Raw genomic sequence first — 6,293 nt, forward strand, 5'->3', positions numbered from 1 at the left:
GGGGTGGGGCCGGGGCTTGTCACCCCTGCCCTGGCGCCGGGCCCCGGGGCAGCGCCCCGGCGTGTCAGGCCGCCCGCTCGGTCTCCGCGTCGCGCGCCGCCGCGGCGCGCTTGATCGCGGCGTCCCGCTTGCGGACGTACCAGATGCCGATGAGGCCGAGTCCGCCGCCTGCCAGGCAGGTCCACAGCCACCAGGTGTGGCCGTGGTCGTCGAACCAGCCGTAGAAGGGGAGCTGGGCCAGGAAGAGGACGAACCACACGATGGTGCCGCCGGTGATGGTGGCGACCACGGGGCCCTCCAGGGGCTCCGGCGCCTCGTGCTTGGGGGTCCACTTCGCCATGGCAGTCAGTTTAGGACGCGATCAGGTCTACGCGCGGAGATGGTAATCAAGGAACTCATATGTTCATACTGAAACCGTTTGCCACCGACCACTTCTGTTCGTAGGAATCGACAAATGCCCACCTCGGCCCCCGCCAAGGTCCCCGCGCCCGAGCAGCCGGGCAAGGCGCCCTCGACCAGCGCCCTCGACCGCTATTTCAAGATCTCGGAGCGCGGCAGCACCCTGGCACGCGAGGTTCGGGGCGGTCTCGCCACGTTCTTCGCGATGGCGTACATCATCGTGCTGAACCCGATCATTCTCGGCAGCGCGAAGGACATGTACGGCCACCAGCTCGACAACGGTCAGCTCGTCACGGCCACCGCCCTCACGGCGGCGTTCACCACCCTGCTGATGGGTGTCATCGGCAATGTGCCGATCGCGCTCGCCGCCGGTCTCGGCGTCAACTCGGTCGTCGCCCTCCAGCTCGCCCCGCGCATGTCCTGGCCGGACGCGATGGGCATGGTCGTACTCGCCGGATTCGTGGTCATGCTGCTCGTCGCCACGGGTCTGCGCGAGCGCGTGATGAACGCCGTGCCGTTCGGGCTGCGCAAGGCCATCTCCATCGGTATCGGCCTGTTCATCATGCTGATCGGCCTGGTCGACTCCGGCTTCGTCACCCGTATCCCGGACGCCGCCCACACCACCGTGCCGCTCCAGCTCGGCGCCGGCGGTCACCTCACCGGCTGGCCGGTGCTGGTCTTCGTCCTCGGCACCTTGCTGACGTTCGCGCTGATCGTGCGCAAGGCGCCCGGCGCGATCCTCGTCTCCATCGTCGTCATGACGGTCCTCGCGGTGATCATCGAGGCGGTCGCCGGCGGCCAGGCCTGGGGCCTGACCGTCCCGAAGTGGCCGGGCAACCCGGTCGCCACCCCCGACTTCGGCCTGGTCGGCCAGGTCAGCCTGTTCGGCGGCTTCGACAAGGTCGGTGTGCTGACCGGCGTCCTGTTCGTCTTCACCGTCCTGCTGTCCTGCTTCTTCGACGCCATGGGCACGATCATGGGCGTCTCCGACGAGGCCAAGCTGACCGACGCCCAGGGCCAGATGCCCGGCATCAACAAGGTCCTCTTCGTCGACGGCATCGCCGTCGCCGCGGGCGGCGCCAGCTCCTCCTCCGCCACCACCTGCTTCGTGGAGTCAACGGCGGGCGTCGGCGAGGGCGCGCGCACCGGCCTCGCCAACGTCGTCACCGGCGGCCTCTTCGCCGTGGCGCTGTTCCTCACGCCGGTCGCCACCATGGTCCCGTCCCAGGCGGCCACGCCCGCGCTCGTCGCGGTCGGCTTCCTGATCCTCGCCGGCTCCGTCAAGGAGATCGACTGGGCCGACTACACCATCGCCGTGCCCGCGTTCGTGACGATGCTGATGATGCCGTTCACGTACTCGATCACCAACGGCATCGGCATGGGCTTCATCACCTTCACGGCGCTGCGCCTCGCCGCGGGCCGGGGCAAGGAGGTCCCGGTGGCGATGTACGTGGTGTCGGCGGTGTTCGCCTTCTACTACCTGATGCCGGCGCTGGGACTGACCTGACGCCGCGCGGGTGAGCCGTCGGACGCGCCCTAGGTGAGCCCGTAGAACTTCTCCGTCTCCTCGACGGCGGCCTGGAACCGCTCGTCGAAGTCATCCCGAATGAGCGTCCGGACGACATAGTCCTGGACGCTCATTCCTCTTTTCGCCGCATGGTGCCGGAGCCGTTCGAGCAGCTCCCCGTCTATCCGCAGGCTGAGCACGCTGGTCCCCATGCCCATGAGGGTTGCCGCAAGCTTCCGGCCGGTGTGTCACGTTCCGCACCCCGATCACCCGAATGAGTGATACGACGCATCAGTGGCCCGCGTCACGGGCATACCGTGCGACCTCCAGTGGTTGTTAGTCAGAGTAATGAGTTACGCTAAAGACATGCCGGACCTCACCCAGGGCGACGACGCCGCCGCCGTGAACGCCCTGCGCTCCGCCGTGATGCGCCTGTCGCGTCGGCTCAAGCACCAGCGAGTCGACGAGTCGCTGAGCCCCACCGAGATGTCGGTGCTCGGCACACTCTCCCTCTGTGGCAAGGCCACCCCCGGAGAGCTGGCCCGCAAGGAACACGTCCAGCCACCGTCGATGACCCGCATCGTCGCCCTGCTGGAGGCCAAGGGCCTGGTCCGGCTGGAGCCCCACCCCGAGGACCGGCGCCAGAAGGTCGTCAGCAAGACCGAACAGGCCGAGACGATGCTCGCCGAGAGCCGCGCCAAACGGAACGCCTTCCTCGCCGCCCTGGTGGAGAACCTCGACGAGGACGAGTGGGCCAAGCTGCGCGCAGCCGCGCCCGTGCTGGAGAAGCTCGCGCATCTCTGAGGACCGATCACAAGGAGGCGAACGCACTTTGAGTACGGGACCCGGAACACCTTCCGCCCCCGCACCGACCCCTACTACCCCCACCCGCTCCTCCTCGATGTTCAGCTCGCTGAAGATCAGGAACTACCGCCTCTTCTTCCTCGGCCAGGTCGTCTCCAACACCGGCACCTGGATGCAGCGCATCGCCCAGGACTGGCTGGTGCTCGGCCTCACCGGCTCCGCCACCGCCGTCGGCGTCACCACCGCACTGCAGTTCCTGCCGATGCTGCTCTTCGGCCTGTACGGCGGTGTCCTCGTGGACCGCCTCCCCAAGCGCCGCACCCTGCTCTTCACCCAGTCCGCGATGGCCGTCACCGGCCTCGCCCTCGCCGTCCTCACCCTCAGCGGCCACGTCCAGGTCTGGCACGTCTACCTCGCCGCGTTCCTCGTCGGCCTCGCCACCGTCCTCGACAACCCGGCCCGCCAGTCCTTCGTCACCGAGATGGTCGGCCGCGACCAGCTACAGAACGCCGTCAGCCTGAACTCGGCGAACTTCCAGTCCGCCCGCCTCGTCGGCCCCGCCGTCGCCGGACTGATGATCACCGGCGTCGGAACCGGCTGGGCGTTCCTCTTCAACGGCCTGTCCTTCGTCGCGCCCATCACCGGCCTGCTGCTGATGCGCGCCCGCGAACTGCACGTCATCGAACCCGCGCCGCGCGGCAAGGGCCAGCTCCGCGAAGGCCTGCGCTACGTCGCCGGACGCCCCGAACTGATCTGGCCCATCGCCCTCGTCGGCTTCATCGGCACCTTCGGCTTCAACTTCCCGGTGTATCTGTCGGCGTTCGCCGACGACGTCTTCCACGCCGGCGCCGGCTCCTACAGCCTCTTCAACACCCTCATGGCCGTCGGCTCCCTCGTCGGCGCCCTCCTCGCCGCCCGACGCGGAACGGCCCGGATGCGCGTGCTGATCGTCGCCGCCGTCACCTTCGGCGTGCTGGAGATGATCGCCGCGCTCGCCCCGTCGCTGTGGCTGTTCGCCCTGTTCATGGCGCCCATCGGCATGTTCGGCATGACCGTCAACGTCACCGCCAACACCAGCGTCCAGATGGCCACCGACCCCGCCATGCGCGGCCGGGTGATGGCCCTGTACATGATGGTGTTCATGGGCGGCACCCCGATCGGCGCACCCATCGCCGGATGGATCACCGACACGTACGGTGTCCGCGCCGGCCTCGCCGTCGGCGGCGCCGTGTCCGCCCTCGCCGCCACCGGCATCGCCCTCGCCCTGGCCCGCGTCGGCGGCCTGCGCCTGTCCGTCGGCTGGAACGGCGGCCACCCGCACGTCCGCTTCGTACCGCGCAAGCGGGAGGAACTGACGGCGGCGGCCTGACCCTCCCGGGGCCTGGGCTCAGTCGCGGGGAAACTCGCCGGTCTCGAGCGCCAGGCCTCGGGGATGTCCGTGAGGTCGACGTCATCACCCCCGGCCGGGGAAGTCGATCCGCACGTCCGAGGCAAGCCTGCGTGTCCCTCGGAGACGGGCATCCCCTCCAGCCAGTCGAACATCATGTCGAGGCTGAGGTCGCCGCTGCTGTCGGCCATCTCGATCCTGTCCGCCAGGACGGGCATCGTGGCGCTCCTGCCCGGTCATCACTGGGCTCCGGGGCGACCGCGCAGTCACAACGATGGGCATCGTGACGAGGACACGCTGAGGCGGGTGCACCCCCGGATGCACACTGGCCGCATGAGACTCTTCGCCGCCGTGCTGCCGCCCGACGACGTCACCCGTCACCTGGCCGCCGAGGTCGAAGCGCTCAGACGACTGCCCGACGCGGACGCCCTGCGCTGGACCGGCCGCCCCGGCTGGCACTTCACCCTCGCCTTCTACGGCGAGGTCGCCGACACCCTCGTACCCGACCTGTCGGCACGGCTGGAGCGGGCCGCACACCGCACGCCCGCGTTCCCGCTGGCACTGCGAGGCGGCGGCCAGTTCGGGCACGGGCGGGTCCTGTGGACCGGCGCCGACGGCGACACGGCCACACTACGGCTGCTCGCCGACCGCGCCGAGGCCGCCGGCCGCAAGGCAGGCCTGCCGATGGGGGAGCACCGGCACTACAAGGCCCACCTCACCGTCGCGCGCAGCCGGCGTGCCGTCGACCCCCGGCCGTACGTCGACGAGCTACGGGACTTCGCCGGGCAGCGGTGGACCGTACGGGAGCTGGTCCTCGTCCGCAGCCACCTGCCCCGCTCCGGCACACCCGGTGAGGAACCCCGCTACGAGGCGGTCGCACGCTGGCCGCTCGACGGGGCCCGTTAGGCTCGGGGGCGTGGACCCGAAGACCCGGAACCGGATCATGGCCGGTGCGCTCGTGCTGATGTTCGTGGTGGTGATCGTGGCGGCGGCGGTCGGCAGGTAGCCCGCCGACCGCCGCCGCGCACGGTCACCTGTTCGACTTGGCCCCCGGCGGGGGCCCGCCCGGCTCGCCTGCCGGGCTCGCGGTCGTCCCGTTCGGTGCGGCCCGCCTACCAGGCGAAGGCCTCAGGGGACGGCCCCGGGCCCGGGAACACCTCGTCCAGCGACGCCAGCAGCTCCTCGCCCAGCTCCAGCTCCGACGCCCGGATCGCCGACGCGAGCTGCTCCGACGTACGCGGGCCGACGATCGGACCCGTGACGCCGGGCCGCGTCAGCAGCCACGCCAGCGCGACCTCGCCGGGCTCCAGACCGTGCTTGTCCACCAGGTCCTCGTACGCCTGGATCTGAGCCCGCTTCGCCGGGTCGGCGAGCGTGTCCGCGGCCCGGCCGCTCGCCCGGCGCCCGCCCTGCACCTCCTTCTTGATCACGCCGCCGAGCAGGCCGCCGTGCAGCGGCGACCACGGGATGACACCCAGGCCGTAGTCCTGAGCGGCCGGGATCACCTCCATCTCGGCACGGCGCTCCGCCAGGTTGTACAGGCACTGCTCACTGACCAGGCCGATCGTGCCGCCGCGCCGCGCGGCGATCTCGTTCGCCTGGGCGATCTTGTAGCCGGGGAAGTTCGAGGAACCGACGTAGAGGATCTTGCCCTGCTGGATCAGGACGTCGATCGCCTGCCAGATCTCCTCGAACGGCGTGTTCCGGTCGATGTGGTGGAACTGGTACAGATCGATGTGGTCCGTCTGGAGCCGCTTCAGCGACGCGTCCACGGCCCGCCGGATGTTCACCGCCGACAGCTTGTCGTGGTTGGGCCACGCCTCGCCGTCCGGCCCCATGTTCCCGTACACCTTGGTGGCGATGACGGTCTTCTCGCGCCGCCCGCCGCCCTTCGCGAACCAGTTCCCGATGATCGACTCGGTACGGCCCTTGTTCTCGCCCCAGCCGTACACGTTCGCGGTGTCGAAGAAGTTGATCCCCGCGTCCAGCGCCGCGTCCATGATCGCGTGCGAGGCGGGTTCGTCGGTCTGGGGTCCGAAGTTCATCGTGCCGAGGACGAGTCGGCTGACCTTGAGTCCGGTGCGTCCGAGCTGCGTGTACTTCATACCTCCTCACCCAACGCCGTGGAGTGCACTCGAAGCAAGGGGCTCCTCATGAACGCCGCCCAGGTGGCGGGGGCGAGGGCGAGGTGGGGGG

At 69.9% G+C, this 6,293-nt stretch carries 7 protein-coding genes; 4 read left to right on the forward strand and 3 right to left on the reverse strand.

What is annotated here, in order from left to right; genetic code table 11:
- Window positions 1-64: 64 nt before the first annotated feature.
- Complete coding sequence (locus tag MTQ10_RS26405; RefSeq protein ID WP_247472669.1) at window positions 65-340, reverse strand: DUF2530 domain-containing protein; 276 nt, start codon at window positions 338-340, stop codon at window positions 65-67.
- A gap of 114 nt (window positions 341-454) precedes the next feature.
- Here MTQ10_RS26405 and MTQ10_RS26410 point away from each other — a divergent pair, with 114 nt between their 5' ends.
- Complete coding sequence (locus tag MTQ10_RS26410) at window positions 455-1,906, forward strand: NCS2 family permease (RefSeq protein WP_247472670.1); 1,452 nt, start codon at window positions 455-457, stop codon at window positions 1,904-1,906.
- Window positions 1,907-1,935: 29 nt separating this feature from the next.
- On the opposite strand, the gene MTQ10_RS26415 is transcribed toward MTQ10_RS26410, so the two are convergent.
- Window positions 1,936-2,124, reverse strand: a complete 189-nt coding sequence (locus MTQ10_RS26415; RefSeq protein WP_247472671.1) for a BrnA antitoxin family protein — start codon at window positions 2,122-2,124, stop codon at window positions 1,936-1,938.
- Window positions 2,125-2,272: 148 nt separating this feature from the next.
- Here MTQ10_RS26415 and MTQ10_RS26420 point away from each other — a divergent pair, with 148 nt between their 5' ends.
- The 3 genes from MTQ10_RS26420 to thpR all read left to right on the forward strand — a co-directional run bounded on the left by MTQ10_RS26420 (window position 2,273) and on the right by thpR (window position 5,003).
- Complete coding sequence (locus MTQ10_RS26420; RefSeq protein ID WP_247472672.1) at window positions 2,273-2,710, forward strand: MarR family winged helix-turn-helix transcriptional regulator; 438 nt, start codon at window positions 2,273-2,275, stop codon at window positions 2,708-2,710.
- Between the two features lie 97 nt (window positions 2,711-2,807).
- Window positions 2,808-4,079 carry an MFS transporter gene (locus MTQ10_RS26425; protein WP_247472673.1) on the forward strand — a complete coding sequence of 424 codons (1,272 nt, stop codon included), beginning with the start codon at window positions 2,808-2,810 and terminating at the stop codon, window positions 4,077-4,079.
- Window positions 4,080-4,430: 351 nt separating this feature from the next.
- Window positions 4,431-5,003 carry an RNA 2',3'-cyclic phosphodiesterase gene (gene thpR / locus MTQ10_RS26430; RefSeq protein ID WP_247472674.1) on the forward strand — a complete coding sequence of 191 codons (573 nt, stop codon included), beginning with the start codon at window positions 4,431-4,433 and terminating at the stop codon, window positions 5,001-5,003.
- A 206-nt stretch (window positions 5,004-5,209) separates the two neighbouring features.
- On the opposite strand, the gene MTQ10_RS26435 is transcribed toward thpR, so the two are convergent.
- A complete protein-coding gene (locus MTQ10_RS26435) occupies window positions 5,210-6,202 on the reverse strand; it encodes an aldo/keto reductase (protein ID WP_247472675.1) in 993 nt (330 codons plus the stop codon).
- Window positions 6,203-6,293 lie beyond the last annotated feature (91 nt).

The organism is Streptomyces sp. XM83C, from assembly GCF_023072675.1.
GTDB classification, from domain to species: Bacteria; Actinomycetota; Actinomycetes; order Streptomycetales; family Streptomycetaceae; genus Streptomyces; species Streptomyces thermocoprophilus.

What these genes read in the sequence shown, in the direction of transcription:
- MTQ10_RS26405 (WP_247472669.1), bottom strand. Translation starts at nt 340, where the DNA reads ATGGCGAAGTGGACCCCCAAGCACGAGGCGCCGGAGCCCCTGGAGGGC.
- MTQ10_RS26410 (WP_247472670.1), top strand. Translation starts at nt 455, where the DNA reads ATGCCCACCTCGGCCCCCGCCAAGGTCCCCGCGCCCGAGCAGCCGGGC.
- MTQ10_RS26415 (WP_247472671.1), bottom strand. Translation starts at nt 2,124, where the DNA reads ATGGGCATGGGGACCAGCGTGCTCAGCCTGCGGATAGACGGGGAGCTG.
- MTQ10_RS26420 (WP_247472672.1), top strand. Translation starts at nt 2,273, where the DNA reads ATGCCGGACCTCACCCAGGGCGACGACGCCGCCGCCGTGAACGCCCTG.
- MTQ10_RS26425 (WP_247472673.1), top strand. Translation starts at nt 2,808, where the DNA reads ATGTTCAGCTCGCTGAAGATCAGGAACTACCGCCTCTTCTTCCTCGGC.
- thpR (WP_247472674.1), top strand. Translation starts at nt 4,431, where the DNA reads ATGAGACTCTTCGCCGCCGTGCTGCCGCCCGACGACGTCACCCGTCAC.
- MTQ10_RS26435 (WP_247472675.1), bottom strand. Translation starts at nt 6,202, where the DNA reads ATGAAGTACACGCAGCTCGGACGCACCGGACTCAAGGTCAGCCGACTC.